This window comes from Candidatus Accumulibacter similis, from assembly GCA_013347225.1.
Classification (GTDB): domain Bacteria; phylum Pseudomonadota; class Gammaproteobacteria; order Burkholderiales; family Rhodocyclaceae; genus Accumulibacter; species Accumulibacter similis.
This window is the reverse complement of record CP054595.1, coordinates 4,786,566-4,812,274: the sequence shown is the minus strand read 5'-3', so window position 1 is coordinate 4,812,274 and position 25,709 is coordinate 4,786,566. Positions and strand designations below refer to the sequence as shown.

Genomic DNA, 25,709 nt, shown 5'->3' with positions numbered 1-25,709 from the left:
CAGCCGGTCGGCGGCCAGCGGCGCGGGCGCCAAAGCCATCCTGGCGGGCAGGGGCTATAATCGCAGCCCAGTCCAGACCGTCACCCTCATCTCGCCATGATCACCAAGCCGTTACGCTGCCGGTTTCGCGCCGCTTTCGCCCTCTTCTGGCTCGTCGCCAGCATGTTCATCGCCAGCCTGGCCGCCGCAGCCGTCGCCGCCGAGGTGCGTCAGCCGGAGGCGACCCTGCACTACCATTTCCGGCCGATCGTCACCTTTCGCGCGACCTTCGTCGGCGCCAGCCCGGAGTATCGCGTGCGGCGCGCGCTCGCGCGCATCGATGCCCTGCAGGCGGCGCAGATGCAGCAGCCGATCGAGCTGACGCCGTTCTCCGTCGAAGACCGGCGCGGCATCAGCCTGCACATCGGCGAAGCGGTCCTCTTCGGCATCGTCGAGGGCGATCTCGACCCCGAGGAGAAGATGTCGCTCGACGCTGTGGCGCGTCGCAGCGCTGACGAACTCGGTGCCGCGCTGCTGGCGGTCAGCGAGCAGCGCCGGCCGATGGTGCTCGTCAAGGGCATCGGTCTGTCGCTGGCGGCGACCGCCATCGCCCTGTTGCTGCTGTGGCTGATCAGCCGCGCCACCGCGTTGATCGTCCGCCACTTCGCAAAGGTCGTCGACGCGCATCCGGAGTCGAGCAGCTTCCGCTGGGCCCGCCATGGCTGGGCGCTGGTGCAGCGGATCGCACAACTGCTGATGGGCTTTCTCTGGCTCAGCGTCGCCTACCTCTGGCTGACCTTCGTCCTGGCACTCTTCCCGCTTACCGAGCCGCTCGGCGACCGCCTGACCAGCTTCCTCTTCGGCCTGATGGAGACGATCGGCGTCGGCTTCATCGAGGCAGTCCCGTCGCTGACCACCGCCCTCGTCATCCTCTTCCTGACGAAGGCCTTCAATGACGCCCTCGGCAACTTCTTCAAGGCGGCAAGGGCCGGACGCGTGCAGGTGCATGGGCTGCATCCGGAAACCGTCAACGCCACCCATCGCATCTGCACCATCATCGTCTGGGGCCTCGGCATCGCGATTGCCTATCCGTTCATCCCGATGTCCGACAGCGACGCCTTCAAGGGGCTGTCGGTGATGTTCGGCTTCATGCTGACGCTCGGTTCGGCCGGCATCGTCAACCAGTTGATGAGCGGCCTCGTGCTCGTCTACTCGCGCGCGCTGTCGGTCGGCGACTTCGTCGACATCGGCGAGACCATCGGCGTCGTCAGCGAGGTCGGCGCGCTGTCGACGAAGATCATCAACATGCGCAACGAGGAAGTGACGATCCCCAACGCCGTGCTCGTCGGCAATCCGATCAAGAATTACTCGCGCCTCGCGGGCGCGCGCGGGACGCTGGTGTCGACCAAGGTGACGATCGGTTACGATACCCCCTGGCGTCAGGTGCACGCGATGCTCATCGCCGCTGCCGAACAGACGCCCGGCCTGCGCGCGCTGCCGAAGCCCTTCGTCTACCAGCGCAGCCTCGCCGACTGGTACGTCGAATACGAGCTTTTTGCACACATGGACAAGCCGCTCGAGAGGGTGCCGGTGCTCTCCGCGCTGCACGCCAACATCCAGGACCAGTTCAATACCTACGGCGTGCAGATCATGTCGCCGCATTTCGTTGTCCAGCCGGCCAGCAACGTCGTCGTCCCGCGCGAGAGCTGGCATGCGGCGCCGGCCGAACCCGAAGGCGGCGGCCCGACAACGGGAACGCCGCAGCAGCCGGGAACACCCGGATGATCAGCTTCGCCGTGACGGTCTTCCTTTCGGCCTTTCTCCTCTTCCAGATCCAGCCGATCATCGCCAAGATGATCCTGCCGTGGTTCGGCGGTTCGTCGTCGGTGTGGACCACCTGCATGGTCTTCTTTCAGGCGGCGCTGCTGCTCGGCTACCTCTACGTGCACCTGCTGCACGAGTGGCTTTCGCCTCGCCGGCAGAACATCGTGCACTGCGTGTTGCTGCTGCTCAGTCTGGCGACGCTGCCGGTGGTCGCCAATCCGGCCTGGAAGGACGCCGCCTTCGCCAGCCCGACGTGGAATGTGCTCGTCGTCCTCGCTGCCACCGTCGGCATGCCGTACCTGCTGCTGTCGACCACCGGGCCGTTGATGCAGGCGTGGTATGCGCGGTCGTTCAACAGCCTGATGCCGTATCGCCTCTACGCGCTGTCGAACCTGGCGTCGATGCTCGCGCTGCTCTCCTATCCGGTGCTCGTCGAACCGTTCTTTGTCGTCGTGCAGCAGGCACACGCCTGGTCGGTCGGCTACGTCTTCTTCGTGATCGCCTGCTTCGCCAGCGCCTGGCAGTCGTGGCAGGGCGTCTCCGGCGAACTCGAACGCCGCCCGGCCAGTTCGGAGCCCGTGCCGCGGCCGCCGCTGCGCGAGTGCCTGCTGTGGATCGGCCTGGCGATGACGGCCTCGATCCTCCTGCTGGCGCTGACCCGTCACCTGACGCAGGACGTCGCGCCGGTGCCGTTCCTGTGGGTGGTGCCGCTGAGCATCTACCTGTTGAGCTTCATTCTCTGCTTCGATGCGCCGCGCTACTATCATCGCCGCGGTTTCCTGATCGCGCTGCCGATCGCGTTCATCGCGCTCGACCAGGTTCTCGCCGAAGTCGGCATGCCGGTACCGATGCTGGTCGGCCTCCTTTGCCTCGCGCTCTTCGTCTTCTGCATGGTCTGTCATGGCGAGCTGGTGCGGCGGCGGCCACCGGTGCGCCACCTGACGCTGTTCTACCTGATGCTGTCGATCGGCGGCGCGCTCGGCGGCAGTTTCGTCGGCCTGCTCGCGCCGGCGCTGTTCAACGCCTACTTCGAGTTGCCGATCGGCCTCTTCCTCTGCGCCGTGCTGGTGATCGTAGTCCTCTGGCCGGAAGTCAAGCGGGTCTGGCGCTGGCTGCTGCTCATCGCCCTCGCCCTCTACGGCTACCGGCTGGCGGGACTCTCGGTCGATTACGTCGAGGAATACCGCCGTGTCATGCGCAACTTCTACGGCCAGTTGCGCGTCGCCGACGTCAGCGAGGACGAACTCGGCATCAAGCGCAAAATCCTGCACGGCCGCATCAACCACGGCGAGCAGTTCATCGCCGCCGAGCACAGCCGGCGGCCGACCGCCTACTACTGCGAACAGTCGGGAATCGGCCAGGCGCTGCTCAGCCTGCCCACCGACCGGCCGCGCAAGATCGGCGTCCTTGGACTTGGCGCCGGCACGCTCGCGATCTACGGCCGCCAGGGCGACGAAATGCGGCTGTACGAAATCAACGACCAGGTCCTCGACCTCGCGCGCAGCGACTTCAGCTACCTGGCGGAGAGCCGCGCGCGCATCGAGCCGGTGCTCGGAGACGGCCGCCTGATGCTCGAAAGCGAAGCGCCGCAGGAATTCGACCTGCTCGCCATCGACGCCTTCTCGGGCGACTCGATCCCGACGCACCTGCTGACCCTCGAAGCGATGCAGTCCTACCTGCGGCACATGCGGAGCGACGGCATCCTCGCCGTGCACATCACCAACCGCTACCTCGACCTGCAGCCGGTGGTCGCTGCCGCGGCTGCGAAGTTGGGGCTGAGCGTGCTCGTCGTCGAACTCGAACCGGCTGCCGGCGACGTTTTCTGCCGCCGCTCACTGTGGGCGCTGATCGTTCGACCGGCGCGCGCGGCGGGTCTGCAGACGGCGATCGGCGGCGCCCGGCCGCTGCCGGCGCGCGCCGGCTTCACGGCGTGGACCGACGGGTTCTCGAACCTGCTCGGGATCCTGAAGTGAGCTGACCGGCGCTGCCGACCGCGGGTGATCGAGCCCGGCTTGCCGTGCCGTGGGCGCCGTCGCCGGGGTGAGCACCGGTTCTCACACGGCCTGGAAGCATGACGAGTCAGCCATCTTTTCCGGCGTCGCTTCCGGGATGCGGGGCCGGCACATTCACGTCCTTGAAGTGGGTGGACCTCTCGACCGCGGCGTGCGGTGATCTGCCGACAATCTCGTCGAGCATCGTCTGGGCCATCGGCAGTTTGGAGGCGGCTTTCTCGGCGGCAGCATCGAGCGGGGCGACAAGGCGGTCGATCTGCTCGTCAGATGCCGAGTACAGCAGCCATACGGCCCGTGTCAGGGAATCGTGCTGAAGCCGCATCATGCTGATGCCAGCGGCAGGGAGTGGCTGCGCGAGCACTACCCGAAGAGCGGTCCCATGTTCCACTGATGTCTGCGCTGCATAAAGCGTCACCAGCGTTCGAGGGGAGTCGTCGAAGAGCTGCAGTTCGTCGCCTCCGAGCATGCGGTGAACGTCGGCCTGCAGTTCCAGGGAGCGATCCAGCAAGCGCCCGAGTTCAACATAGGGTGTGTGGTGTGCCCGGCTCAGGCCGCCAGCGCCTTGAACAGCTCATCTCGCCCGTCCTGGTAGAACTCAATGTCCAGCTTGGTTGCCATGTCGTCCGACAGATCGAAGAGCTGCCGGCGGCAAGACACGGGCAAGAGCAGTGATTTGGCTCCCTTCTCGACAGCCGCTTCCGCGAGCGTGACCGCGTTGTGGATGGGTTCGATCGTCCCGCCCAGCGTGACCTCGCCGACGACAACCAGTCCACGACGGACCGACTTCTTCAGCAACGCGCTGGAGAGCGAAATCAGTGCGGCCGCGCTCGTCTTGGCGCCGGACTTGGCGGCGTCGAAGCTCCGGAGCTGGACTGAGAACTCGTGCGATCGTGGATCGCGGTCACCGACGAGTTGTTGTGCCCTGGCATACAGGTTCTGCTCGGCACACCGGATCGATTCCTTGAAGGGAGACGGCACCGGGTTGTTCAAGACCCGAACGCCGCCGCCAGGCCCCTCGGTGACTTCGAGCCTGAAGAGCCCAGGGTGCTCGTCCAGCCCGCCCGGGCTCAGGGTCCAGATCTGCCCGCACATATCAACCCTCGCCCAAGCACACGCCTTTCGCGCCGTTTGGTGATGGCAATGCCCGCAACGCCGTTGAAGCCCCCGTCCTTGAACCCGGCGTGCCGCTGGCCCCTGACCCTGCGGCCCTGAGGAAACAATTTGCGGAGTTGATGTCCGGGGCCTGCCGGCGTCGATCGCCGGGTGCTCCTGCAGCGCGCCGCTGACCGAACCCACGCGGTACCGGCACCCGATGCCACGCACCCGTGCCCGCCATCCGTTCGAGCCTCTCCTTGCCTTGTGGGGTTCTACCCTGAGGCCGGCGCCGTGCCTGGCCGTCTTGGCCCTGTGCGGGGCCGCGGCCGGCGCTGGCTGCTCGTGTACCGGACTCCTCCCCGGCGTTTCGGTAAGGGGCGGCTCCAGTAAGTGGATGGCGACGCGAAAGCCATAGACCTGATCCATCGCAGTCAGCTAGGCCCGACCTGTCTGAGCGCAGCGCCATGCCCTTGGAGGCCAGCGTTGCCACGCGCTCGCTCGTCGCGGAAGCCCGTGCGCGGGCCGGATCACCCCCCGTTTCCATTCCGAAGGCCGACCTAGCTGGCGCCGACAATCTGCTACAGTCACCGCCAGGGCCGGCCCTGTCTTCGCCGCCACAGGGCGGCTTCCCGCCGCGCCTACGGCAGCAGCGCCGCTTGCATCGCGAAGGCCGATCACCGATAATCCAACAAGCGCTTGCTTGCCTAAACTTTCATCGCCCATCCCTCGACCACCTGCCCCAGGAGATTCCCTGCATGCACCGGAACGCCTATCCCCATCTGCTCGCCCCGCTCGACCTCGGCTTCACGACGCTCAGGAATCGTGTCCTGATGGGTTCGATGCACACCGGTCTCGAAGAGGCGCCGCAAGGTTTCCGCCGTCTCGCCGCCTTCTACGCCGAGCGCGCGCGCGGCGGCGTCGGCCTGATCGTCACCGGCGGCATTGCCCCGAACCAGGATGGGGTCGTGATGCCCGGCGCAGCGGCGCTGGAGAACGAGGGGCAGGTGGTCAAACACCGCCTCGTCACCGACGCCGTGCATGCTGCCGGCGGCAAGATCGCCATGCAGATCCTGCACACCGGCCGCTACGCCTACCATCGCGGCGCGGTCGCGCCGTCGTCGGTGCAGGCGCCAATCTCGCCGATTCGCCCGCGCGAACTGAGCGCCGAGGACATCGAGCGGACTCTCGACGATTACGCCCGCTGCGCCGGACTGGCGCAGTCGGCCGGTTATGACGGGGTCGAGGTGATGGGGTCGGAAGGCTACCTGATCAACCAGTTCATCGCCCGCCAGACAAACTTCCGCGAGGATGGCTGGGGCGGCAGCTTCGAGAACCGCATCCGCTTTGCTCTCGAAACGGTGCGCCGCGTGCGGGCGACGACCGGGCCGAATTTCATCATCATCTTCCGCCTGTCGATGCTCGACCTGGTCGAGGGTGGCAGCACCTGGGACGAGATCGTCGCGCTCGCGCGGGCGGTCGAGGAGGCCGGCGCAAGCATCATCAACACCGGCATCGGCTGGCACGAGGCGCGCATCCCGACGATCGCGACGATGGTGCCGCGTGCGGCCTTCGTCTGGGTGACGAAGCGGCTGATGGGGCAGGTGGGCATCCCGCTGGTGACCACCAACCGCATCAATGCGCCCGAGGTGGCGGAGGAGGTGATCGCTTCCGGTTGTGCCGACATGGTGTCGATGGCGCGCCCCTTCCTCGCCGACGCCGAGTTCGTCAACAAGGCGGCGGCCGGCCGTGCCGACGAGATCAATACCTGCATCGCCTGCAACCAGGCCTGTCTCGACGAGATTTTCGCGGGTCGGCTGACCTACTGCCTGGTGAACCCGCGGGCGTGCCGCGAGACGGAACTGGTGATCGCGCCGGCGGCAACGCCGAAGAGGCTTGCCGTAGTCGGTGCCGGTCCCGCCGGCATGGCCTGTGCGCTCACCGCCGCCGAGCGCGGCCACTGGGTGACGCTGTTCGACGCCGCGGCGGAAATCGGCGGCCAGTTCAACCTGGCGCGTCGCATTCCCGGCAAGGAGGAGTTCGCCGAGACGCTGCGCTATTTCGATCGCCGGCTGCAGGCCGTCGGCGTATCGCTGCAGCTCGGCCGGGAGTGCAGCGCCGCCGAGTTGGCGGAGGCTGGTTTCGAGCATGTCGTCCTCGCCACCGGCATCGTGCCGCGGCGGCCCGATGTGCCGGGGATCGAGCACGAGAAGGTGATTTCCTACGTCGACCTGATCGAGGGCTACCGCGTGGCCGGTGCGCGCGTCGCGATCATCGGTGCCGGTGGCATCGGCTTCGACGTCGCCGAGTTCCTGACGCATGTCGAGGACGATCGCGATGAAATCGAGCGCTTCCAGAGCGAGTGGGGAATCGACCCCGACTTCGGCAACCCGGGCGGCCTCAAGCCGCCCAGAGCCGAACCCGGCCGGCGCCAGGTCTGGCTGCTGCAGCGCAAGGCGGCGAAGGTCGGTGACGGCCTGGCCAGGACCACCGGCTGGATTCGCCGAACCCTGCTCAAGAAGCGCGGTGTGCAGATGTTCTCCGGGGTCACCTACGAGCGCATCGACGACGCCGGCCTGCACATCGTCGTCGATGGCCAGCGGCAGTGCCTGCCGGTCGACCATGTGATCGTCTGCGCTGGCCAGGAGCCCCGGCGCGAACTCGAGGAAGGGCTGCGTGCCGCTGCCGTACCGTTGTCGCTGATCGGCGGCGCCGACGTCGCGAACGAACTCGACGCCAAGCGCGCGATCGACCAGGGCACCCGCCTGGCGGCGACGCTCTGAGCAGGATGCCGACCGAACACAGAAGACCGCGCGCGGCGACCGAGCTCAACCGCCGCGACGACCTGCTGCGCGCCGCCGCGCGGCTGTTCGTCGAGAAGGGTTTTGCCGCGACGACGACGCGCGACATCGCGCAGGCGGTCGGCATGCGTTCCGGCAGTCCGTTCTATCACTTCCGCAGCAAGCAGGAACTGCTCAAGGCGGCGATGATTGAAGGACTGGAAGCAGGACACCGTCGCCTGCAGGCGGCCATCGCCGGGATCGACGATCCCGAGCGCCGCCTGCGGCTGATGATTCGGACCCACTTCGGCAATCTGCTCGAGGGCGATTGCCATACGCCGATGCTGATTCACGAATCCCGTTCGCTCGATGCCGCGGCACGGGCCGAGATCGCTGCCGCCAGCGATCGTTACCAGGCGGCGTGGCAGGGCACGCTCGATGAACTGGCGGCATGCGGCCGGCTGCGCAGTGCCGCCAGTCCGGTCCGGCTGCTGCTCTTCGGCATGCTCAACTGGAGCGGCCAGTGGTATCGGCCCGATGGCCCGCTGTCGCTCGACGAGATTGCCGACGCGGCCAGCGAGCTGCTGTTGCGATGATGGCGCTGTCGGTGCCCCGCCGGCCGCCGCCGGCCGCGGTGCCGCTGCGCTCGAGCACCGCCGAGGCGGCAGCGGTCACCGGGCAGGCGGCATCGGCACGCGCGTCAGCCGGCGACGGCGGGCGTCCGGCAGGCCATCGGCCGCGCCGCATCGCTGCACCATTCGCTCCAGGAACCGGCGTACAGGCGGGCACCGGGGAGGCCGGCAATCTCCATCGCCAGCAGGTTGTGGCAGGCGGTGACTCCCGAACCGCAGGACATCACCACGGCGCGCGGATCGAAGCCGGCGAGGACCTCGGTGAACTCGCGCCGCAGGTCGGCAGCCGGCCGGAAGCGGCCGTCGGCATCGAGGTTGTCGCGAAAGAAACGGTTGCCGGCGCCGGGAATGTGTCCGCCGACTGGATCGAGGGTTTCGTTCTCGCCGCGGAAGCGGTCGGCGCCGCGGGCATCGATCAGGCGGAACTGCTGCCGCTGCAGATTGGCCAGCACATCGTCCGTGCCGACGACCCAGTCGCGCCGCTGCACCGCGAAGGTCGCCGGTTGCGCGCGCGGCAGTTCGGTCGTAAGCGGTCGACCGTCGGCCAGCCAGGCGGCGATGCCGCCGTCGAGGACGGCGACGCGATCGTGACCGAGCCAGCGCAGAAGCCACCACAGGCGAGCGGCAAAGGCACCGCCGGCATCGTCGTAGGCGACCACCTGTGTTGCGGCCGCGACGCCGGCAGCGCCGAGCTTGTCGGCAAACCGTTGCGGATCGGGCAGCGGATGACGTCCGTTGCGGCCGTTCGTCGGGCCCGACAGGTCGTCATCGAGATGGAGGAAGAAGGCGCCCGGCAGATGTCCGGCGATGTAGGCCCGGCGACCGGCAGCGGGGTCGCTGAGCAGGTGGCGGCAGTCGAAGATCCGCCAGTCGGCGTCCTGCACGTGGTTGGCCAGGAGCGTGCTGTCCACCAGGGTCCGGCAGCTCACTCCGGCTCCTCGGCCGCCTCGCCGTCCTCGGCCAGCCAGGCGCGCGCGTCTGCTTCGTCGGCGAAGATGCGCATCTCGGCACGAACGAAAATCTGCGACAACCAGGCACTCCAGGCGACCCACTGGCTGTCGGTCAGGACGGCGATGCGGCTGAAGTCGTTGGCGTGGGCACGGGCAAAGACGATGTCTTCCCACGCGACGTCGAGGGTGAAGTCGGCCATCTCGCGCAGGTCGAAGAGGAGGTCGACCGGTCCCTCGGAGCGGATCGCGTCATTGGCGACAGCCTCGAATTCCTTGTAATCGGCCAGGGTGAACTCGGCGTATACGGTCACTTCGACGCGCTTGGGTTGATGCTCGATGACGATCATGGTTGGCTCCCTTCGTAGTCCGGGCAAGTTTAGCACCACTGTCGGGCGGCGGGCCCGTGGCTGCGGCTGCCGACCGACCAGTTTTTGATTTGACCGGAAGCCCAGTAATAGGCTATTTTCGCCCGTTTGATCCGAGCCTTTCCCATGCCCCGAGCGAACACCGAGCCTGCCGGCGGCCCTGACGCCGCCATTGATCCACCCACCGCCGTCGGCGGGCTGAAGTTCGAGCTGGCGCTGGCCGAGCTCGAAGGGATCATCGCCAACATGGAAGGTGGCCGGTTGCCCCTCGCCGAATCGCTGGCGGCCTATCGGCGCGGCAGCGAGCTGCTGCGGCACTGCCAGCAACAGCTCGCCGATGCGGAACGCGAGATCCAGATTCTGGAAAACGGCAGCCTGCGCGATTTCGAGCCGGGCAGCGGAGAAGCCGGATGAACGCGGCAGACAGTGCTGCAGACGAGGCGACGAGGCTTCCCTTTCCCGACTGGATGCACGGTGTGCAGAGTCGCGTGGGCAGCGCTCTGGCCCGTCATCTGCCACCCGCCGAGGCGATTCCCGGTCGCCTGCACCAGGCGATGCGCTATGCGACGCTGAACGGTGGCAAGCGGGTGCGGCCGCTGCTGGTCTTTGCTGCCGGCGAGTTGAGCACTGCACCTCTGCCGCGGCTCGAGCTCGCCGCCTGCGCGGTCGAGCTGATCCACAGCTATTCGTTGGTGCACGACGACCTGCCGTGCATGGACGACGACGTGCTGCGCCGCGGTCGTCCGACCTGCCATGTCGAATACGATGAGGCGACGGCGCTGCTCGTCGGCGACAGCCTGCAGTCCCTGGCGTTCGAGATCCTGGCGCGCACGGACTTCGGTGACAACCCGCGGCAGCTCGAGATGCTCGCTCTGCTCGCACGCGCCAGCGGCTCCTGCGGCATGGCGGGCGGACAGGCGATCGACCTCGCGGCGGTCGGGAGGACACTCGACCAGCCCGAGCTCGAACTGATGCACGCGCTCAAGACCGGGGCGCTGATTCGCGCCGCGGTGTTGCTCGGCGGCCTCTGTGGGACGGCGCTCGGCGCCGACGAACGGGAATCGCTCGACCGCTTTGCCAAACGCGCCGGCCTGCTCTTCCAGGTGGTGGACGACATCCTCGACTGCACGGCCAGTACGGTGACGCTGGGCAAGACGGCCGGCAAGGATGCTGCCGCGGCGAAGCCCACCTACGTCAGCCTGATGGGGCTCGAGCGCGCGCGCGAGTTCGCCGCCGACCTCGGCGGACAGGCACTCGCGGCGTTGACCATTTTCGGTGAGCGCAGCCGGCGCCTGGTCGAACTGACCGATTTCATCACCCAGCGAAAGTTCTGACGGTTGCCCCGACCCCTTCGCGTGCAGCCAGTCGCTCAAGCAGGACAAGACAAGCCAATGATGCGTTATCCACTTCTCGACACGATCAGCGATCCGGCGCAACTGCGCAAGCTCGATCGCCGACAACTGCCGCAACTGGCCGACGAGCTGCGCCACTTCCTGGTCGAGTCGGTGGCCAGGACCGGTGGCCATCTGTCATCGAACCTGGGCACCGTCGAACTGACGATCGCGCTGCATCACGTCTTCGATACGCCACATGATCGCCTTGTGTGGGACGTGGGTCACCAGACGTACGCGCACAAGGTGCTCACCGGACGGCGCGCGGGCATGGCCAGGCTGCGCATGCATGGGGGCGTCTCGGGCTTTCCGAAGCGCAGCGAGAGCCCCTACGACACTTTCGGTGTCGGCCATTCGTCCACTTCCATCTCGGCCGCGCTCGGCATGGCGCTGGCGGCGAAAACCAAGGGCGAGACGCGCAAGGTGGTGGCGATCATCGGGGACGGGGCGATGTCGGCTGGCCAGGCTTTCGAGGCGCTGAACAACGCCGGTGTTGCCGACGCCGACATGCTCGTCATCCTCAACGACAACGACATGTCGATCTCGCCGGCGGTGGGTGCCCTCAACCGTTACCTCGCACGCCTCTTTTCCGGCAGCAGCTTCAACGCCGCGCGCAAGGCGGGCGAGAAGATTCTCGATTTCTCGCCGTCGCTGCGCGAGTTTGCCAAACGCGCCGAAGAGCACGTCAAGGGAATGCTGACGCCGGGAACGCTGTTCGAGGAAATGGGGTTCAACTACATCGGGCCGATCGACGGCCACGACCTGGAATCGCTGATTCCGACGCTGCACAACCTCAAGCACCTGCAGGGACCGCGCTTCCTGCACGTCATCACCAAGAAGGGGCAGGGTTACAAGCTCGCCGAGGTGGACCCGGTGCTCTATCACGGTGTCTCGAAATTCCAGCCCGACGTCGGCATCGCCGGCGGATCGGCTGGCGGCAAGCCGAGCTATACGCAGGTGTTTGGCGACTGGCTGTGCGACATGGCGGCAGCCGATTCGCGGCTGGTCGGCATCACGCCGGCGATGCGCGAAGGTTCGGGGCTGCTGCGCTTCAGCGAGAGTTTTCCCGACCGCTACTACGACGTCGGTATCGCCGAGCAGCACGCCGTGACCTTTGCCGCCGGTCTCGCATGCGAAGGACTGCGGCCGGTGCTGGCGATCTACTCGACTTTCCTGCAGCGGGGCTACGACCAGTTGGTGCACGACGTCGCATTGCAGAACCTGCCGGTGGTCTTTGCGCTCGATCGCGGCGGTCTCGTCGGTGCCGACGGTCCGACCCACCACGGCGCCTTCGATCTGTCTTTTCTGAGCTGCGTTCCCAATCTGCTGCTGATGACGCCGTCGGATGAGGATGAGTGCCGCAAGATGTTGACCACCGCGTTCCATCACGACGGACCGGCGGCGGTGCGTTACCCGCGTGGCGGCGGCACGGGCGTGGCGATCGACCCGCAACTCGTCGGACTGCCGATCGGCAAGGGCGAACTTCGCCGCCGTGGCCAGGCGGTGGCGCTGCTGGCCTTCGGCAGCATGCTGGCGCCGGCGCTGGCGGCCGCGGCCGCGATCGATGCCACGGTGGCCAACATGCGCTTCGTCAAGCCGATCGATCGCGAGCTGATCCTGTCGCTGGCGGCGGAACATTCGCTGCTGGTCAGCGTCGAAGAGAATGCCGTCATCGGTGGCGCCGGGGCCGAGGTTGCACGCGTGCTCGAGGAGGCCGGCAGTACCACCCGTCTGTTGCGGTTGGGAATTCCCGATCGCTTCATCGAGCACGGCGACCAGGCGTTGCTGCTGGCCGACATCGGGCTGGACTGTGCAGGCATCCTGCGTGTGGTTCAGTCCTGCCGGTCCGGGTCGGCAGATGCGGGCGAGGCGCCAGGCGCACGCCCCGAGTGACAACTACCAGGAGCAGCAATGAACGCCCCCGAAACCCCGCACAATCCGGCCGCCATGGCCGATGTCCAGGGCTCTGCCGACACGCGGCGGATCGCCATCAACAAGGTGGGAATCAAGGCCATGCGGCATCCGGTGCGGGTGCTGGACAAGTCCGGCGGCATCCAGCACACGATCGCGATCTTCAACATGTACGTCGGCTTGCCGCACAATTTCAAGGGCACCCACATGTCGCGCTTCGTCGAGATTCTCAACAGCCATGAACGCGAGATCTCGGTGGAGAACTTTCCCGCCATGTTGCGGGACATGGTCGAGCGACTGGAGGCCGAGACCGGGCACATCGAGATGAGTTTTCCCTACTTCATCAACAAGTCGGCACCGGTTTCCGGTGTGCAGAGCCTGATGGATTACGATGTGACGCTGACCGGCGAGATCTGCCATGGCCGGATCGAGTCGACGATCCGGGTCGCGGTACCGGTCACCAGCCTGTGTCCGTGCTCGAAGGAGATTTCCGAACGCGGCGCCCACAACCAGCGCTCGCAGGTGACGGTGACGGTGCGCATCAACGAGCACCTGTGGATCGAGGAACTGGTCGAGATCGTCGAGGCCCAGGCATCCTGCGAGCTGTATGGCCTGCTCAAGCGCCCGGATGAGAAGTATGTCACCGAGCGGGCCTACGACAACCCGAAGTTCGTCGAAGACATGGTGCGCGACGTTGCCGCGCGACTCGGCGGTGAAGCCAGGATCGATGCCTTCGTCGTCGAGTCCGAGAATTTCGAGTCGATCCACAACCATTCGGCGTACGCCCTGATCGAGAGGGACCGCAGCCTGGCCGGTGATTTCTGAGAGCTTGTGCAGCCGTCGTCGCGGAGAGAAAAAACGGGCGAAGTCTGCAGACTTCGCCCGTTTTTTCTTGACGCAGCGCGCCAGCCGGTCAGCGCTGCTTGCGCACGAGCTTTTCCTTGATCCGCGCCGACTTGCCCGAGCGCTGGCGCAGGTAATAGAGCTTGGCACGCCGGACGTCGCCACGCCGCTTGACCTCGATCGCTGCGACCAGCGGCGAGTAGGTCTGGAAGGTCCGTTCGACCCCCTCTCCCGAGGAGACCTTGCGGACGATGAAACTGGAGTTGAGGCCGCGGTTGCGCTTGGCGATGACCACGCCTTCATAGGCCTGCAGACGCTCGCGCGCGCCCTCCTTGACCTTGACCTGGACGACGACCGTGTCGCCTGGCGCGAACTCCGGAATGACCTTGCCCAGACGGGCGATTTCCTCTTGCTCAAGTTGCTCGATCAGATTCATTGTATGAACTCCATGGATGATTATCAGCTCTTGTTATCCTGACCGCATTGCTCCTGAAACTCCACCAGGAGTTGCGTTTCCAGCTTCGACAGCGAGCGGCCCGCCAACAGCTCGGGCCGCCTCTGCCACGTCCGACCCAGCGCCTGTTGCAGGCGCCAGCGCCGTATCTCTTCGTGGTGGCCGGACAGCAGCACCTCCGGCACCCGCCACCCGGCATGTTCCTCGGGTCGCGTATAGTGCGGGCAATCCAGCAGGCCCGCAACGAAAGAATCCTGCTCTGCCGACCCGGCGTCGTTGAGTACTCCTGGGAGTTGCCTGAGCACGGCGTCGAGCAGCGCCATCGCCGGGATCTCGCCGCCCGAGAGAACGAAATCCCCGATCGATACCTCTTCATCGACCCAGCCGTCGATCAGGCGCTGGTCGATCCCTTCGTAACGCCCACACACCAGAACCAAGGCCTCGGCGGCCTGTGCCAGGCGCATCACGCGTGCGTGCGTCAGCAACGGCCCCTGCGGCGACAGGCAGACGACACGACTGCGACCGCCGCCAATCGCCCGCTGCCGCGCCTTCGCTGCCGCGATGGCCGCCGCCAGCGGCGGCAGCATCATCACCATCCCCGGGCCGCCGCCGTAGGGACGCTCATCGACCGTACGATGCCGGTCGGCCGTGAAATCACGCGGATTCCACAGGTGGAGCTGCCAGCGGCCGGATGCCAGTGCCCGGCGCGTCACGCCCGATCCAGTGAGCGCGACAAACATTTCCGGGAACAGCGTCACGATGTCGGTCACCAGAGGCCGCAGGACCGTCGCTGCGTCCGCTGCGCCGTTCACCAATCCGCTTCCCAGTCGACCCTTACCTGTCCCGCAGCCAGGTCCACTTCGAGGACAACGGCAGCGACAAAGGGCAATAATCTCTCGCCGCCGACGCCATCGGCCACCTGCAGGACTGCGTTCGCCGGTGTGTCGATCAGCCCGGCGATGTGGCCGAGCGGTTGGTTCCGGGTATTGCGCACCTGTAGACCAAGCAGATCGGCCCAGTAGTACTCGTCCTTTGCGGGGTCTGGCAGCGCCGAGCGCGGTGCGCCGACCAGGAGGCCCCTCAGCGCCTCAGCCGCGTTGCGGTCGGCAACGCCTTCGAGGTGTGCCGTCAGCCGGCCGTTGCGAACCGCGCATGTCATCAGTTTCCGCTTCTGCCACAGTGCCGGTGGGTCGCCCTCATTGCCGAGCCACCAGTGCGACAGCGCCGACCATTGCTGGGGGTCGTCGGCGAAGGGGTGTACGTGCACCTGCCCGCGCACGCCGCTGGCTGCGCCAATCCTGCCGAGAACGACGATCTCCTGGTGCGTCGCCCTGTCACCCGCCACCACAGCAGCGCCGCCGGGGCGCTGCGCCTGGCCCGACAACGCCTACGCCGCTGCCTTGGCGGCGGACTGCTTGAGCAGCCGGGTGACCGTCGGCGAAGCCTGGGCACCTTGTTGCTGCCAGTAACTGAGCCGGTCGGAAGCAACCTGCAGGCCGTGTTCCTTCTCGGTCGCCAGCGGGTTGTAGAAGCCGATGCGCTCGATGAAGCGGCCGTCGCGGCGCGACCGCGAATCAGTCACGACCATGTTGTAGAAGGGGCGTTTCTTGGCGCCACCACGAGCAAGGCGAATAACGACCATGTCACTCTCTTCCGAAGCAGAAAAAAGCCGTGATTATAACAACAACGGGCCTTCTCTACGTGTGAAATCCGCCGCCTTCGCCTGTCGCGGCCCCAAGTCGGCAGTGGCTGCCTGCATCGCCTGCAGGCAGCCTTCATGCAGGCCGGCGGCACACTCCCCTGCTCCTCGGCAGTATATAATCAGTTCCAGAGTCAGTTCAGGGCACGCCATCGAGACGGGCTGGGCGTGTGCGCTTCTCCATGCTGGCAGTTGCTTCGTTCCGCCGGGCAGCGAACGTCACTGCGGCGGCCCGCGCCTTGATGAAAACCTCCTTCGCAGGTGGCCTGATGACCGAGATTCCTTCGACCGCTACGGGCAAGGATCGAGGAGCCGCTCCGGACTCCGGGATGCGCTCGATTCTGCAATGGCTGAAGTTGCCGCTGGCCCCGCAGCCGGTTGACGAGCTGCCTTCACTGCGCTCACACCTGATCGCCCTGCGCGACGTCGAGGGCTCGGCGGAGCAGCGCGCTCTGGCGCTTGATGGACTCTACCGGCGAAGCAGCACGGTCATCGACAGCCTGTTGCCGGCGCTGAGCATCGACCTGGTGCTGCCGGTGCCGCGCAAGGAGCGGCGCATCGTCCGCAGCGTTCTCGACCTGTTGCAGATGCTCGCCGACGAGAGTAGTGCGCTGTTCGAGAAGGGCATGCCGCCGAAGAACGCCGATCCGTGCCGAGCCCCCGACCTGGCCCTCTGGCGCAGCCTGGATGCGCTTGCCAGGCAACTGATGATCAGTCACCTGATTGCGTCTCCCCCGCGTGCTGGCGTCTGGCAGCAACTGCACCAGACTTACGCCACCGCGCAGCACCTGCAGTTGCACACTGCGCGCCCGCAAGGCGTCGAACGCAGCCTGCAGGAGGTCTACCACGCGGCGGTACTCCTGGGCTGCGCGCAGCCGGCGTCGCTGACGCCACGCGAAGTGCTCTTCCTGGCCAGTTACTTCGAGCGCTTCTGCCGCCATGTCGAGGCCGTGCCGAACGGGTCGCTGCGAGCGCCCGGTGTTTTCTGGATCGACCCGTTGCGCGACCTGCCGGCGGTTGCCTCGCTGCGCAAACCGGCACAGGCGGAAGGGCAGGGCAGCGGCTTTTCCAGCGCTGCCATCTGTCTGTTGCTCAAGGCGCAGATCGACCAGCTTGGTCATGGTGCGTCGCCACAGGAATTGAATCTGCCGGATTTCGCCGGCACCACCGCTGGTCGCGGAGTCCTGCAGCGACTCGCGACGCGTTGGGGAGATGCCGGCCGGCGCCGCTTCCATCGCCGCCGACAGAATCATCGTACGCTGCTCGCCGCCGGCATCGATGGGCTGTGGCAGTTGTGCCGCAAGAGTGAGGGGGTGAATGTCGACCTGTCGACCTGGATGATCACCAACGAAAGCCCCGAGGGCTACGCCGTGATGCATGTTTCCGGCAAGCCCGGGGCGCTCACGGTGGGCGACGTGGTGACGGTTCGTACCGCGGTGGATCCCAACTGGCAGATCTGCCTCGTGCGCTGGGCGATCTCCGAAAACCCGGAGCACCTCGAACTCGGACTGCAGGTTCTGGCGCCGAAGGCGCAACCGGCGACCCTGGCGCTGCCATCCGGGGATGGCGGCACCGATCTGCGGCGGGTACTGATCCTGCCGGAGATTCCCAAGTTGCGCTCGCGGCAGGCGCTGATCGTCGCTGCTGGCGTTGTTCCTCGCGACAGCAGGAAATTGCTGCTCGTAATCGAGGGGCAGAATCTCATCGTTCGCGAGGTCAACCGAACCTGTGTCGACGAGGAGACGGGCAGTGTCGAGATTCTTTCGATCGAGCCTGACCAGAATCCGGGTTAGGGCCGCGTCTCGTCACCGGAACGACTCCTGAACTCCGGCAGCGTAGCGGCCACGAGGGCGCCCAGCAGGACCACCGCCCACGACAGGTACAGCCACAGCAGGAAGACCGGCACGGTGGCGAAGGCCCCATAGACGGCGGTGTACGATGGAAAGCTGGCGAGGTAGAGCTCGAAACCCTGCTGCAGGAGGAGGAATCCGATCGTCGCGACGATGCCGGCCCAGGCCGCATCGCGCGGCGCCACGCGGGTATTCGGCAGGGCATGGTAGAGGCCGCCAAGGAAAAGGCCGGCGATCATCAGGCCGAGCGCCCTGAACAGCAATTGCCCGACCCACCCGGGTTCGTCCAGCAGGCCGAGCGAGACGGTCACCGCATGGGAGGTTGCCAGCAGAACGCCGCCAATGACGATTGGCCAGAGGACGATCAGGCCTGCATAGAGGCGCGCGCGGCGCCACCAGGTGCGCGTTTGGCGTACCAGCCAGACGTGGTTGAAAGCACGTTCGATGGTTAGCAGGAGCATTGCCGCCGTCGCCACGAGCCCCAGTGAGCCAACTGCAGTGACCTTCACCGCTTGCTGCGAGAACTGCAGGACGTGTTCAATGATCATTCCGGCGCTGCGCTCGGGCAGAAAGCTGCGCGCCAGGAAGAGTTCGAGTTGCTCGACCATGCTCGGGAAGAACGGCACGACGGCGACGATGCTGAGAACCACGGCGACCAGTGGCACCAGTGAAAGCAGCGTCGTGAAGGCGAGACTGGCGCTGATCTGATCGAAGTTCTCTTCGACGAAGCGACGCGAGACGCGTCCCAGGAAGCGGCGCCAGGGAAAGGGTGCGACGAACATAAGGCGGATATAATAGCCCGATGCCGGAAATTCTCGTGCTTTACTACAGCCATCGGGGTTCGGTGCGGGCCTTGGCGCAACAGATCGCCCGGGGTGTCGAGTCCGTCGGCAGCGTCACTGCGCGTCTGCGGACGGTGCCGCGGGTCGCGACTGTCTGCACTGCCAGTGAGCCGGAGATTCCGCCGGTCGGGGCACCGTATGTCGACGTGGCCGATCTCGACGAGTGCATTGGCCTGGCGCTGGGCAGCCCTACCCGCTTTGGCAACATGGCGGCGCCAATGAAGTACTTCTGGGACAGCACGGCGGCGCAGTGGTCGGCAGGCATCCTGGCCGGCAAGCCTGCCTGCGTGTTCACCTCGACCGCCACTGCGCACGGTGGACAGGAGAGTACGCTGCTGTCGATGATGCTGCCGCTCCTGCACCACGGAATGTTGCTGCTCGGTCTGCCCTACAGCGAAAGCGCGCTCACGGCCACGCGCAGCGGTGGTACCCCTTATGGTGCCAGCCACTTGGCCGGGGCGGAAGGGAATCCGACTCTCACCGACGACGAGCGGCAACTCGCTTTCGCGCAGGGCCACCGACTGGCTTCAGTCGCCCTGCAACTGCGCCGGCGATGATCCGCGGCCTCTACCTGACCGCCTGCGGTAGCCTGATCGCGCTGATCTTTCTCTGCCTTGCCTGGGAACTGCGCCTGGCGCCGGTCGTGCCAGGTGGTAGCTGGCTGGCGCTGAAGTGCCTGCCGCTGCTGGCGCCTCTTTTCGGCATTCTCAACGGGCGGCGCTACACGTACCAGTGGGCGTCGATGCTGATCCTGCTGTACGTGGCCGAAGGCGTCGTGCGGGCAACCACCGAGCGCGGTACGGGACAGGTGCTGGCGATCGCCGAGATCTGCCTGGCGCTGATCTTCTTCTCCGCCTGCGTCGGCTACGCTCGCCGCACACGTCCAACGGCACGCTGAATCCGGGCGGTCGGGCTGGCGCGCCCGGCGGCAGCGGTTGCCGCTGCCGGACCTGGTCAGACGTCGCCCTGCGGGTCCAGTCGATCGGGAAACTGCAGTTTGTTGAGAGCGTTGAGATAGGCCCGAGCGGAAGCGATGACAATGTCCGTATCGGCACCGTTGCCGTTGACGATCCGCCCCTGCCGGGCCAGGCGAACGGTCACCTCACCCTGGGCGTCGGTGCCGGTGGTGATCGCGTTGACCGAATAGAGCAGCAACTGGGCGCCACTGTCGGCGATCGACTCGATTGCCTTGAAGGTCGCATCGACAGGGCCGCTGCCGATGCCTGCAGCCTTCCGCTCGGCCCCGCCGACGGTCAGTGTGATGTCGGCCGCCGGCGTCTCGCCGGTTTCCGAGCAGACGTGCAAGTAGGCCAGCTTGAAGTGCTCACCCGGCGGCGCCAGTTTTTCGTCGGAGACCAGCGCCTGCAGGTCCTCGTCAAAGATTTCGTGCTTCTTGTCGGCGAGTTCCTTGAAGCGGCCGAATGCTGCGTTGAGCGCTTCCTCGCTGTCGAGGACGATGCCGAGCGCAGACAGGCGGGACTTGAAGGCGTTGCGCCCCGAATGCTTGCCGAGCACGAGCTTGTTCTGTGACCAGCCGACATCCTCGGCACGCATGATCTCGTACGTCTCCCGGTGCTTGAGGACGCCGTCCTGATGGATTCCGGACTCGTGGGCAAAGGCATTGGCACCGACGACGGCCTTGTTCGGCTGCACCGGGTAGCCGGTGATCTGCGACACCAGCTTGGAGGCGGGAACGATCTGCGTCGCATCGATGCGGGTCTGTACCGGGAAGATGTCGCTGCGGGTGCGGACCGCCATCACAACCTCCTCGAGCGACGCGTTGCCCGCCCGTTCGCCAAGACCATTGATCGTGCATTCCACCTGACGCGCACCGGCCAGTACCGCCGCCAGCGAGTTGGCGACGGCCATGCCGAGATCGTTGTGACAGTGGGTCGACCAAACGACGCGTTCGGCCCCCGCAACGCGCGCAATCAGGGTGCGCATCAGTTCCCCCCAGACCGTGGGAACGCTGTAGCCGACGGTGTCTGGCACGTTGATGGTGGTGGCGCCGGCCTCGATGACCGCTGCGAAGACCCGGCAGAGGAACTCGACATCGGAACGCACCGCGTCCTCGGCCGAAAACTCCACATCATCCGTATACTCGCGTGCCCAGTGCACGGCTCTTACCGCTGCTTCGACCACCTGATCCGGCGTCATGCGCAGCTTCTTTTCCATGTGGATCGGACTGGTGGCGATGAATGTATGGATGCGGCCGCGCGCCGCCGGAGCGATGGCCTCGCCGGCGCGACGGATGTCGTTCTCGCTCGAACGGGCCAGCGAGCAGACGGTCGAGCCCTTGATCACCCGGGAAATGCTGCGGATCGCTTCGAAGTCTCCGGGTGAGGCGGCCGCGAACCCCGCTTCGATCACGTCGACCTGCATGCGCTCCAGTTGTCGGGCCACGCGCAGCTTTTCGTCCTTGGTCATCGAAGCGCCGGGGCTCTGCTCGCCGTCACGCAAGGTCGTGTCGAAAATCATCAGATGCTCTTTCATGTCCTGACTCCGCATGGAACGATGTGAATCCCTGCAGCGTTGCCCGTGGCGGGCAAGCGACTGCAGGTGTGTGCGCAACAAGGGGGATGGCTAGCGTGGCGTGTGGCGCGCTGCAGCGCCCGTCGCAACAGCCAGCCAGCGAGCGGGAAGCAGCGGGAAGGGTGGCCGGACTGAAGCACGCGCAGACTATAAACAGTTTCGAATCGTCGTGTCAATGCGGCTGTCAGGGGCCTTGAACGTGCCGCCGCGGTTACTGAAGGCTGCCAAGGACAGTGCCCGCGAGTCAGACTGGCGGAGGGGATTCCGGCGGCAGAGGTCTGCGCCTGAGCTTGCGCAACAGCGCGAGGACATAGCCGGACAGGGAATAGGCGACGAAGACGCCGAACAGGGCGACCGGCGTATCGTACGACAGGACGGCAAAGCTCAGGGCAATGCCGACGACGAAAATGAACGGAACGCTGCGCCGCAGATTGACGTCCTTGAAGCTGTAGAAGCGGAGATTCGAAACCATCGAAATCCCGGCAAAGATCACCAGGCCGCAGGCCAGCCAGCGAACCTCGGCAGGGGCAATGCTCTTGTCGATCATCACCCAGAAGAACCCGGTGACCAGCGCCGCTGCAGCCGGGCTGGGCAGGCCCTGGAAGTAACGCCTGTCGATCACCTCCAGGCTGGTGTTGAAACGGGCCAGGCGCAACGCTGCGCCGACACAGTAGATGAAGGCGGCAATCCAGCCGAGGCGGCCAATGTCCTTGAGGGCCCAGGCGTAGATCACAAGCGCTGGCGCGACGCCGAAGGAGACCATGTCGGAAAGCGAGTCGTACTCGGCGCCGAACGCGCTCTGTGTGCGCGTCATGCGTGCCACCCGCCCATCGAGGCCATCGAGGATCATCGCCACGAAGATTGCCACTGCCGCGCGCTCGAAGCTGCCGGTCATCGCCTGGACGATGGCAAAGAAGCCGCAGAAGAGCGCTGCCGTCGTGAACAGGTTGGGCAGGACGTAGATGCCTCGACGCCGCAACTCCGGGTTGAACAGTGTCTTGCGAGGCTTTATTTCGGGCATGGCTCTGTCGGGCTGGAGTCAGGCGGGTGAGCCCCGTTCGGGGAAGCTTCGTCGGCGGCCTGCCAGTGGTCACCGTGCGTTGCCTGCCGACCGCCGGCGGGCAGGCACGCGCGGCGGTGGTTGGGAAACCCGGGGGCAGCGTCCGGCGAAGGCCGCGATCCGCCGTCGGACCGCGCCCCTCGCCGCGCCAGGGAGCGATCAGTTCCTGCTCTGGTCGACCAGGCGGTTCTTCTTGATCCAGGGCATCATGTCGCGCAGCCTGGCGCCGACCACCTCGATCTCGTGTTGCGCCGTCAATCTGCGACGGGCTGTCATCGACGGGTAGTTGGTGCGTCCTTCGAGAATGAACATCTTGGCGTAGTCACCGTTCTGGATCCGCTGCAGAGCGGCCCGCATCGCTGCTCGCGAAGTCTCGTTGATCACCTCGGGGCCGGTCACGTACTCCCCATACTCGGCATTGTTCGAAATCGAGTAGTTCATGTTGGCGATCCCGCCTTCGTACATCAGGTCGACGATCAGCTTCAATTCGTGCAGGCACTCGAAATACGCCATTTCGGGCGCGTAGCCGGCTTCGACCAGCGTCTCGAAGCCCATCTTGACCAGTTCCACAGCGCCACCACAGAGCACCGTCTGTTCGCCGAAGAGGTCGGTTTCCGTTTCCTCGCGGAAGTTCGTCTCGATCACGCCGCCCTTGGTACCGCCGTTGGCAGCAGCATAGGAGAGGGCGATGTCGCGGGCCTTGCCGGATCGATCCTGGTGTACGGCGATCAGTGAAGGCACGCCACCGCCTTTGAGGTATTCGGAGCGCACCGTGTGCCCCGGGCCCTTTGGCGCCACCATGATCACGTCGAGGTCGTCGCGCGGCACGACCTGGTTGTAATGGATGTTGAAACCATGGGCAAAAGCCAGGGCGGCACCCTTCTTCATGTTTGGAGCCACATCGGCGTTGTACACCTGCGGAATGCTCTCGTCCGGCAACAGGATCATCACCACATCTGCGCCGCGGACCGCTCTGGCGACCTCCTCCACCTTCAATCCAGCCGCCTCGGCCTTGCTCCAGGAAGCCCCGTCCTTGCGCAGCCCGACCGTGACCTTGACTCCGGAATCATTGAGATTCTGGGCGTGCGCGTGGCCCTGCGAACCATAGCCGATGATGCTGACCTTCTTGCCCTTGATCAGCGAAAGGTCGGCATCCTTGTCGTAGAAAACTTTCATGTGATTTCCTCTGCTTGCTGGTATCGGTCTGTTCAGACCTTGAGAATGCGTTCGCCGCGACCGATGCCGCAGACGCCCGTGCGAACCGTTTCGAGAATCAGTCCGGCGTCGATGGCCTGGATGAACGAGTCGAGCTTCGCCCCGCTGGCGGTCAGTTCGATGACGTAGGTCGACTCGGTCACGTCGATGATGTGGCCGCGGAAGATGTCGGCCAAGCGCTTCAGTTCCTCGCGGTCCTTGCCGGTGGCGCGCACCTTGATCAGCATCAGTTCGCGCTCGATGTGTGCGGCCTCGGAGAGATCGACGACCTTGATGACGTCGATCAGCTTGTTCAGCTGCTTGGTGATCTGCTCGATCACCGCGTCGGTGCCGCTGGTGACGATCGTCAGGCGCGACAGCGAGACGTCTTCGGTCGGAGCCACCGTCAGCGTTTCGATGTTGTACGCGCGGGCGGAAAAGAGGCCGGCGACTCGTGACAAGGCACCGGCTTCGTTCTCGAGCAGGATTGAGATGATGTGTCGCATCTTGCTTTCCCTTACAGGTCTTCGGTCAGGATCATGTCCGCCAAGCCCTTGCCGGCGGCGACCATCGGAAAGACGTTTGCCTTCTGATCGGTGATGAAGTCAATGAACACGAGTTCGTCCTCGTGGTCTGTGAAGGCCTTGCGCAGTGCCGGCTCGACATCTTCCGGCCGCTCGACGCGGATTCCGACGTGGCCATAGGCTTCGGCGAGCCTGACGAAGTCCGGCAGCGAATCCATGTACGACTCCGAGTAGCGGCTGCCGTAGAACATCTCCTGCCACTGCCGCACCATGCCGAGATAGCGGTTGTTGAGGTTGATGATCTTGATCGGCAGGCGGAACTGCTTGGCGGTCGACAACTCCTGGATGCACATCTGGATCGAGCCCTCTCCGGTGACGCAGACGACCGGCATCTTCGGGTGCTGCAGGGCGGCACCCATGGCATAGGGGAGACCGACACCCATCGTCCCGAGGCCGCCCGAGTTGATCCAGCGCCGCGGCTCGTCGAACTTGTAGTACTGCGCCGCCCACATCTGGTGCTGGCCGACGTCGGATGTGACGATGGCCCTGCCGGCGGTCACCTCGTACAGCTTCTCGATTACGTACTGCGGCATGATCACATTCTTCTTCCTGGCGTATTTCATGCACTGCGTGGCACGCCAGGCATCGATCTCCTGCCACCACGCAGCCAGAGCCTGTGCGTCGGGAGCAGCGTTGCCGGCGTCGAGCAGGCGGAGCATCTCCTCGAGTACGTCGGGAACGTTGCCGACGATCGGCACGTCGACCTTGACCCGTTTCGAGATCGACGAGGGGTCGATGTCGACGTGGATGATCTTGCGCGGGATCGAGGCGAAGTTGTCCGGATTGCCGATCACGCGATCGTCAAAACGCGCGCCGATGGCGAGCAGCACGTCACAGTGCTGCATCGCCAAGTTGGCTTCGACCGTGCCATGCATGCCGGGCATGCCGAGGAACTGCGGGTCGGTCGCCGGATACGCGCCAAGGCCCATCAGGGTATTGGTGATCGGAAAGCCGAGTCGGCGGACGAGACGGGTCAGTTGCTCAGCGCCATTGGCGAGGATGACCCCGCCACCGGTATAGATCATCGGCCGTCTGGCCTCGAGCAGCAGGTGTACGGCCTTCTTGATCTGGCCCAGGTGACCCTTGACCACCGGGTTGTACGAGCGCATCTGGATGCCTTCCGGATACTCGAACTTGCACTTGGCGGCGGTGACGTCCTTCGGGATGTCGACGACAACCGGTCCGGGGCGACCGCTGTTGGCGATGTAGAAGGCCTTCTTGAGCGTCAGCGCCAGCTTGTGAACGTCGTTGACGAGGAAATTGTGCTTGACGCAGGGCCGCGTGATGCCGACGGTGTCGCACTCCTGGAAGGCGTCCTGGCCGATGTAATCTTTCGGTACCTGTCCGGAAATGATCACGACCGGGATCGAATCCATGTAGGCGGTGGCGATCCCCGTCACCGCATTGGTCGCGCCGGGGCCGGAGGTGACGAGCGCGACGCCGACCTTGTTCGAAGAGCGGGCCAGGCCATCGGCAGCGTGCACGGCTGCTTGCTCGTGACGGACGAGAATGTGCTTCACCTGATCCTGCTTGAACAGTGCATCATAAATGTGCAGCACGGCGCCACCTGGATAGCCGAATACGTACTCGACCTTTTCTTCCTGCAGGCACCTGATTACAATCTCCGCACCGGTCATCATTGTCATTGCCGTCGCCCCAGCAAGCAAATTGCGTTAAAAAAAGTGTGCAACGTTAAAGCTTTGGCCTCGATTGGT

Annotated in this window: 24 protein-coding genes and 1 pseudogene; 11 read left to right on the top strand and 14 right to left on the bottom strand. The window is 65.6% G+C overall.

What is annotated here, in order from left to right; all coding sequences use genetic code 11:
• The first annotated feature begins 96 nt into the window (after nucleotides 1-96).
• Both HT579_21250 and HT579_21245 read left to right on the top strand, forming a co-directional pair.
• Nucleotides 97-1,764, top strand: a complete 1,668-nt coding sequence (locus tag HT579_21250) for a mechanosensitive ion channel (GenBank protein ID QKS31231.1) — start codon at nucleotides 97-99, stop codon at nucleotides 1,762-1,764.
• Nucleotides 1,761-3,776, top strand: coding sequence for a fused MFS/spermidine synthase (locus tag HT579_21245; protein ID QKS31230.1), 2,016 nt, complete (start codon nucleotides 1,761-1,763; stop codon nucleotides 3,774-3,776). The genes HT579_21250 and HT579_21245 overlap by 4 nt, the downstream gene beginning before the upstream one ends.
• 106 nt (nucleotides 3,777-3,882) lie before the next feature.
• Here the strand turns inward: HT579_21245 and HT579_21240 are convergent, their stop codons facing one another.
• The gene (locus HT579_21240; protein ID QKS31229.1) at nucleotides 3,883-4,323 is read right to left on the bottom strand and encodes a hypothetical protein; all 441 of its coding nucleotides are present in this window, start codon (nucleotides 4,321-4,323) and stop codon (nucleotides 3,883-3,885) included.
• 38 nt (nucleotides 4,324-4,361) lie between these two features.
• A pseudogene (locus tag HT579_21235) lies at nucleotides 4,362-4,904 on the bottom strand (peptidase).
• Between the two features lie 761 nt (nucleotides 4,905-5,665).
• On the opposite strand from HT579_21235, the gene HT579_21230 reads away from it, so the two are divergent.
• Both HT579_21230 and HT579_21225 read left to right on the top strand, forming a co-directional pair.
• The gene (locus tag HT579_21230; protein ID QKS31228.1) at nucleotides 5,666-7,690 is read left to right on the top strand and encodes an NADPH-dependent 2,4-dienoyl-CoA reductase; all 2,025 of its coding nucleotides are present in this window, start codon (nucleotides 5,666-5,668) and stop codon (nucleotides 7,688-7,690) included.
• Nucleotides 7,691-7,695: 5 nt separating this feature from the next.
• A complete protein-coding gene (locus HT579_21225) occupies nucleotides 7,696-8,283 on the top strand; it encodes a TetR/AcrR family transcriptional regulator (GenBank protein QKS31227.1) in 588 nt (195 codons plus the stop codon).
• A 104-nt stretch (nucleotides 8,284-8,387) separates the two neighbouring features.
• Here the strand turns inward: HT579_21225 and HT579_21220 are convergent, their stop codons facing one another.
• Both HT579_21220 and HT579_21215 read right to left on the bottom strand, forming a co-directional pair.
• Nucleotides 8,388-9,248 carry a sulfurtransferase gene (locus tag HT579_21220; GenBank protein ID QKS31226.1) on the bottom strand — a complete coding sequence of 287 codons (861 nt, stop codon included), beginning with the start codon at nucleotides 9,246-9,248 and terminating at the stop codon, nucleotides 8,388-8,390.
• Nucleotides 9,245-9,616: an STAS/SEC14 domain-containing protein gene (locus HT579_21215; GenBank protein ID QKS31225.1), complete on the bottom strand. Its 372-nt coding sequence runs from the start codon at nucleotides 9,614-9,616 to the stop codon at nucleotides 9,245-9,247. The genes HT579_21220 and HT579_21215 overlap by 4 nt, the downstream gene beginning before the upstream one ends.
• A gap of 144 nt (nucleotides 9,617-9,760) precedes the next feature.
• On the opposite strand from HT579_21215, the gene xseB reads away from it, so the two are divergent.
• Genes xseB through HT579_21195 form a run of 4 tightly spaced genes read left to right on the top strand, consistent with a single transcriptional unit; the run spans nucleotide 9,761 to nucleotide 13,761 of the window.
• Nucleotides 9,761-10,048, top strand: coding sequence for an exodeoxyribonuclease VII small subunit (gene xseB / locus HT579_21210; GenBank protein QKS31224.1), 288 nt, complete (start codon nucleotides 9,761-9,763; stop codon nucleotides 10,046-10,048).
• Complete coding sequence (locus HT579_21205; protein QKS31223.1) at nucleotides 10,045-10,968, top strand: polyprenyl synthetase family protein; 924 nt, start codon at nucleotides 10,045-10,047, stop codon at nucleotides 10,966-10,968. The genes xseB and HT579_21205 overlap by 4 nt, the downstream gene beginning before the upstream one ends.
• Nucleotides 10,969-11,025: 57 nt before the next feature.
• Nucleotides 11,026-12,918 (top strand): 1-deoxy-D-xylulose-5-phosphate synthase, encoded by a 1,893-nt coding sequence (gene dxs, locus HT579_21200; GenBank protein QKS31222.1) that lies wholly within the window; start codon nucleotides 11,026-11,028, stop codon nucleotides 12,916-12,918.
• Nucleotides 12,919-12,936: 18 nt separating this feature from the next.
• Nucleotides 12,937-13,761 carry a GTP cyclohydrolase I FolE2 gene (locus tag HT579_21195; GenBank protein QKS31221.1) on the top strand — a complete coding sequence of 275 codons (825 nt, stop codon included), beginning with the start codon at nucleotides 12,937-12,939 and terminating at the stop codon, nucleotides 13,759-13,761.
• 88 nt (nucleotides 13,762-13,849) lie between these two features.
• Here the strand turns inward: HT579_21195 and rplS are convergent, their stop codons facing one another.
• The 4 genes from rplS to rpsP form a co-directional block, all read right to left on the bottom strand.
• Nucleotides 13,850-14,215 (bottom strand): 50S ribosomal protein L19, encoded by a 366-nt coding sequence (rplS, locus tag HT579_21190; GenBank protein ID QKS31220.1) that lies wholly within the window; start codon nucleotides 14,213-14,215, stop codon nucleotides 13,850-13,852.
• 23 nt (nucleotides 14,216-14,238) lie between these two features.
• Nucleotides 14,239-15,006 (bottom strand): tRNA (guanosine(37)-N1)-methyltransferase TrmD, encoded by a 768-nt coding sequence (gene trmD / locus HT579_21185; GenBank protein QKS31749.1) that lies wholly within the window; start codon nucleotides 15,004-15,006, stop codon nucleotides 14,239-14,241.
• 35 nt (nucleotides 15,007-15,041) lie between these two features.
• Nucleotides 15,042-15,548, bottom strand: a complete 507-nt coding sequence (gene rimM, locus HT579_21180) for a 16S rRNA processing protein RimM (protein ID QKS31748.1) — start codon at nucleotides 15,546-15,548, stop codon at nucleotides 15,042-15,044.
• A gap of 72 nt (nucleotides 15,549-15,620) precedes the next feature.
• Nucleotides 15,621-15,875 (bottom strand): 30S ribosomal protein S16, encoded by a 255-nt coding sequence (rpsP, locus tag HT579_21175; GenBank protein ID QKS31219.1) that lies wholly within the window; start codon nucleotides 15,873-15,875, stop codon nucleotides 15,621-15,623.
• Nucleotides 15,876-16,201: 326 nt separating this feature from the next.
• On the opposite strand from rpsP, the gene HT579_21170 reads away from it, so the two are divergent.
• A complete protein-coding gene (locus tag HT579_21170) occupies nucleotides 16,202-17,725 on the top strand; it encodes a hypothetical protein (GenBank protein ID QKS31218.1) in 1,524 nt (507 codons plus the stop codon).
• Here HT579_21170 and HT579_21165 read toward each other — a convergent pair.
• Nucleotides 17,722-18,564 carry a YihY family inner membrane protein gene (locus HT579_21165; protein QKS31217.1) on the bottom strand — a complete coding sequence of 281 codons (843 nt, stop codon included), beginning with the start codon at nucleotides 18,562-18,564 and terminating at the stop codon, nucleotides 17,722-17,724. The two genes, HT579_21170 and HT579_21165, sit on opposite strands and share 4 nt — an antisense overlap.
• Before the next feature lie 20 nt (nucleotides 18,565-18,584).
• Between HT579_21165 and wrbA the strand changes: the two genes are divergently transcribed.
• Together wrbA and HT579_21155 are read left to right on the top strand one after the other, a co-directional pair.
• A complete protein-coding gene (gene wrbA, locus HT579_21160; protein QKS31216.1) occupies nucleotides 18,585-19,181 on the top strand; it encodes an NAD(P)H:quinone oxidoreductase in 597 nt (198 codons plus the stop codon).
• Entirely contained in the window at nucleotides 19,178-19,522 is a 345-nt protein-coding gene (locus HT579_21155) for a DUF2069 domain-containing protein (GenBank protein ID QKS31215.1), read from the top strand. The genes wrbA and HT579_21155 overlap by 4 nt, the downstream gene beginning before the upstream one ends.
• A gap of 56 nt (nucleotides 19,523-19,578) precedes the next feature.
• Here the strand turns inward: HT579_21155 and HT579_21150 are convergent, their stop codons facing one another.
• From HT579_21150 to ilvB, 5 genes are all read right to left on the bottom strand, one after another.
• Complete coding sequence (locus HT579_21150; protein QKS31214.1) at nucleotides 19,579-21,117, bottom strand: 2-isopropylmalate synthase; 1,539 nt, start codon at nucleotides 21,115-21,117, stop codon at nucleotides 19,579-19,581.
• Between the two features lie 283 nt (nucleotides 21,118-21,400).
• The gene (pssA, locus tag HT579_21145; GenBank protein QKS31213.1) at nucleotides 21,401-22,177 is read right to left on the bottom strand and encodes a CDP-diacylglycerol--serine O-phosphatidyltransferase; all 777 of its coding nucleotides are present in this window, start codon (nucleotides 22,175-22,177) and stop codon (nucleotides 21,401-21,403) included.
• 198 nt (nucleotides 22,178-22,375) lie between these two features.
• Nucleotides 22,376-23,392 (bottom strand): ketol-acid reductoisomerase, encoded by a 1,017-nt coding sequence (gene ilvC, locus HT579_21140; GenBank protein ID QKS31212.1) that lies wholly within the window; start codon nucleotides 23,390-23,392, stop codon nucleotides 22,376-22,378.
• A 32-nt stretch (nucleotides 23,393-23,424) separates the two neighbouring features.
• On the bottom strand, nucleotides 23,425-23,916 hold the full coding sequence (ilvN, locus tag HT579_21135) for an acetolactate synthase small subunit (protein QKS31211.1): 492 nt from the start codon (nucleotides 23,914-23,916) through the stop codon (nucleotides 23,425-23,427).
• Nucleotides 23,917-23,927: 11 nt separating this feature from the next.
• Complete coding sequence (gene ilvB / locus HT579_21130; protein ID QKS31210.1) at nucleotides 23,928-25,640, bottom strand: biosynthetic-type acetolactate synthase large subunit; 1,713 nt, start codon at nucleotides 25,638-25,640, stop codon at nucleotides 23,928-23,930.
• Nucleotides 25,641-25,709 lie beyond the last annotated feature (69 nt).

Coding starts and splice junctions, on each gene's coding strand:
- HT579_21250 (QKS31231.1), top strand. CDS start 97: ATGATCACCAAGCCGTTACGCTGCCGGTTTCGCGCCGCTTTCGCCCTC.
- HT579_21245 (QKS31230.1), top strand. CDS start 1,761: ATGATCAGCTTCGCCGTGACGGTCTTCCTTTCGGCCTTTCTCCTCTTC.
- HT579_21230 (QKS31228.1), top strand. CDS start 5,666: ATGCACCGGAACGCCTATCCCCATCTGCTCGCCCCGCTCGACCTCGGC.
- HT579_21225 (QKS31227.1), top strand. CDS start 7,696: ATGCCGACCGAACACAGAAGACCGCGCGCGGCGACCGAGCTCAACCGC.
- HT579_21215 (QKS31225.1), bottom strand. CDS start 9,616: ATGATCGTCATCGAGCATCAACCCAAGCGCGTCGAAGTGACCGTATAC.
- xseB (QKS31224.1), top strand. CDS start 9,761: ATGCCCCGAGCGAACACCGAGCCTGCCGGCGGCCCTGACGCCGCCATT.
- HT579_21205 (QKS31223.1), top strand. CDS start 10,045: ATGAACGCGGCAGACAGTGCTGCAGACGAGGCGACGAGGCTTCCCTTT.
- dxs (QKS31222.1), top strand. CDS start 11,026: ATGATGCGTTATCCACTTCTCGACACGATCAGCGATCCGGCGCAACTG.
- HT579_21195 (QKS31221.1), top strand. CDS start 12,937: ATGAACGCCCCCGAAACCCCGCACAATCCGGCCGCCATGGCCGATGTC.
- rplS (QKS31220.1), bottom strand. CDS start 14,215: ATGAATCTGATCGAGCAACTTGAGCAAGAGGAAATCGCCCGTCTGGGC.
- rpsP (QKS31219.1), bottom strand. CDS start 15,875: ATGGTCGTTATTCGCCTTGCTCGTGGTGGCGCCAAGAAACGCCCCTTC.
- HT579_21170 (QKS31218.1), top strand. CDS start 16,202: ATGACCGAGATTCCTTCGACCGCTACGGGCAAGGATCGAGGAGCCGCT.
- HT579_21165 (QKS31217.1), bottom strand. CDS start 18,564: ATGTTCGTCGCACCCTTTCCCTGGCGCCGCTTCCTGGGACGCGTCTCG.
- wrbA (QKS31216.1), top strand. CDS start 18,585: ATGCCGGAAATTCTCGTGCTTTACTACAGCCATCGGGGTTCGGTGCGG.
- HT579_21155 (QKS31215.1), top strand. CDS start 19,178: ATGATCCGCGGCCTCTACCTGACCGCCTGCGGTAGCCTGATCGCGCTG.
- HT579_21150 (QKS31214.1), bottom strand. CDS start 21,117: ATGAAAGAGCATCTGATGATTTTCGACACGACCTTGCGTGACGGCGAG.
- pssA (QKS31213.1), bottom strand. CDS start 22,177: ATGCCCGAAATAAAGCCTCGCAAGACACTGTTCAACCCGGAGTTGCGG.
- ilvC (QKS31212.1), bottom strand. CDS start 23,392: ATGAAAGTTTTCTACGACAAGGATGCCGACCTTTCGCTGATCAAGGGC.
- ilvN (QKS31211.1), bottom strand. CDS start 23,916: ATGCGACACATCATCTCAATCCTGCTCGAGAACGAAGCCGGTGCCTTG.
- ilvB (QKS31210.1), bottom strand. CDS start 25,640: ATGACAATGATGACCGGTGCGGAGATTGTAATCAGGTGCCTGCAGGAA.